The following is a 1538-nucleotide window of genomic DNA, read 5'->3' as shown; positions in this document are numbered from 1 at the left end:
CAGCAGGGCCGCGGCGGCGTCGCGCAGGGTCTGGGCCTGGGCCGGCGCGCCCTTGGGCTCGGGCAAGCCCAGGGCCGTGGCCAGCCCCACCGCCGACGGCGCGCAGAAGGTGGCCGGACGGGTGAAGGCGTAGAGTTCCAGCACGTCGAACACGCCGCGCCCGCGCACGGGCGCCTGCAGGTTCAAGCGCTTGGCGGTCATCGCCGCGTGGGCGACCAGCAGCGGCCCATACTCGAACAGGTCGCGCGCGTCGGGGGTGCGCAGAACCCGGCCCTCGCCCGAGCCGTCGGCGACGCCGGCGCGCGGACCGGGCAGGACCACCAAGGCGGGGGCAAGATCGAGGGCGGGAATCTGTACGGACACGCGGTCTTTTAGCCGATCGGCGGCCGAAACGGAACGAGAACATATTCATCCCTTGGCGGCCGACCAGCGGCCTGCCATCTTCGCAACCTAAAATGGAGACATTCATGCGCACCGTTCTGCTCGCCTGCCTGATTTCGGCCGCGTCCTCGGCGGCCTTCGCCCAGGCTTCCGACCAGCCGCCGCCCATGATCACCGTGATCGGAAACGGCCGGGCGGAGGCGCCGGCCGACTACGCGTGGCTGAACTTCAGTCTTCGTGGCGAAGGCGCCACCTCGCCGGACGCCGTCGCCGCTCTGACCGCGGCGCGCGGCAAGCTTGAAGCCAGCCTGAAGACCTTGCCCGGCAAGCCGACGCTCGACGTACGCGGCGGAAGCCTGTCCATCCGCGAAGTCCGCCCCAAGGCCTGCATGGTCAACTACGCCGCGCCCAGCCTCAGCACCGGCGAATGCGCCGTGATCGGCAGCGTCGCCGTGGTCGGCTTTCAGGTGAAGGTGACGCCGGCCAAGCAGGTCGGCGATGTCGCCTCTCTGGCGGCCCAGCTCGGCGCGGCCGACGTCAACCTCAACAACGGCGGTCTCGCCGAGGACCAGTCGCTGGAGGACAGGGCGTTGCGCGAGGCCATCGCCGACTCCCAGCGCCAGGCGCGGCTGATCGCCGAGTCGTCGGGGCGACACCTGGGCCCGATCCTGCGCATCCAGGATTCCCAGGCCAATGCGATCAACAACATCGCGCCCCCGCCGCCCCCGGCGCCGCTGTACGAGGCGCAAGACATCGCGGCGTTCTCCGCCGTCAAGCTGGCCGCGCCCCTGGCCATGACGCCCCCGCCGATCGTGCGCAACGCGCGGATCACGGTGACGTACAGCCTCCTGCCCTAGGTCTTCGGTCTTAGGCGATCGGGGTTTCCGAGGACCCGCTCTCGAGGCGCTCGACGGCGTCCTCGGCGGCCTCGGCCACCTCGGCGTCGTCGCTTTCGGCGGCCATGCGGTACAGCTGCACCGCCTTGGCGCGGCTGGCCTTAACGCCTTCGCCGTCCTCGTACATCTGGCCCAGATCGTAATAGGCGGTCAGGTTGCCGCTGCTGGCCGCCAGGGCGTAGAGGCCCAGGGCCTTTTCGAGATCGACCGCCACGCCCTCGCCGTTGTGATAGGCGGCGGCGACATTGGCCAGGGCCCTGT

At 70.5% G+C, this 1538-nt stretch carries 2 protein-coding genes and 1 pseudogene; 1 reads left to right on the top strand and 2 read right to left on the bottom strand.

Annotated features, from left to right (window positions below; translation table 11 throughout):
- Window positions 1-363: pseudogene (locus AC1DZ6_RS24995) on the bottom strand (ATP-dependent DNA helicase); the annotation flags it as partial.
- A 104-nt stretch (window positions 364-467) separates the two neighbouring features.
- Here AC1DZ6_RS24995 and AC1DZ6_RS24990 point away from each other — a divergent pair.
- Complete coding sequence (locus AC1DZ6_RS24990; protein ID WP_477099787.1) at window positions 468-1238, top strand: SIMPL domain-containing protein; 771 nt, start codon at window positions 468-470, stop codon at window positions 1236-1238.
- Between the two features lie 10 nt (window positions 1239-1248).
- On the opposite strand, the gene AC1DZ6_RS24985 is transcribed toward AC1DZ6_RS24990, so the two are convergent.
- On the bottom strand, window positions 1249-1538 hold a 290-nt coding region (locus AC1DZ6_RS24985; RefSeq protein WP_477099786.1), incomplete at its 5' end, for a tetratricopeptide repeat protein.

It is taken from the genome of Caulobacter sp. P1_B12_2, from assembly GCF_056406675.1.
Note: the sequence above shows the minus strand (reverse complement) of the source record. Positions and strands in the feature narration are given on the sequence as shown.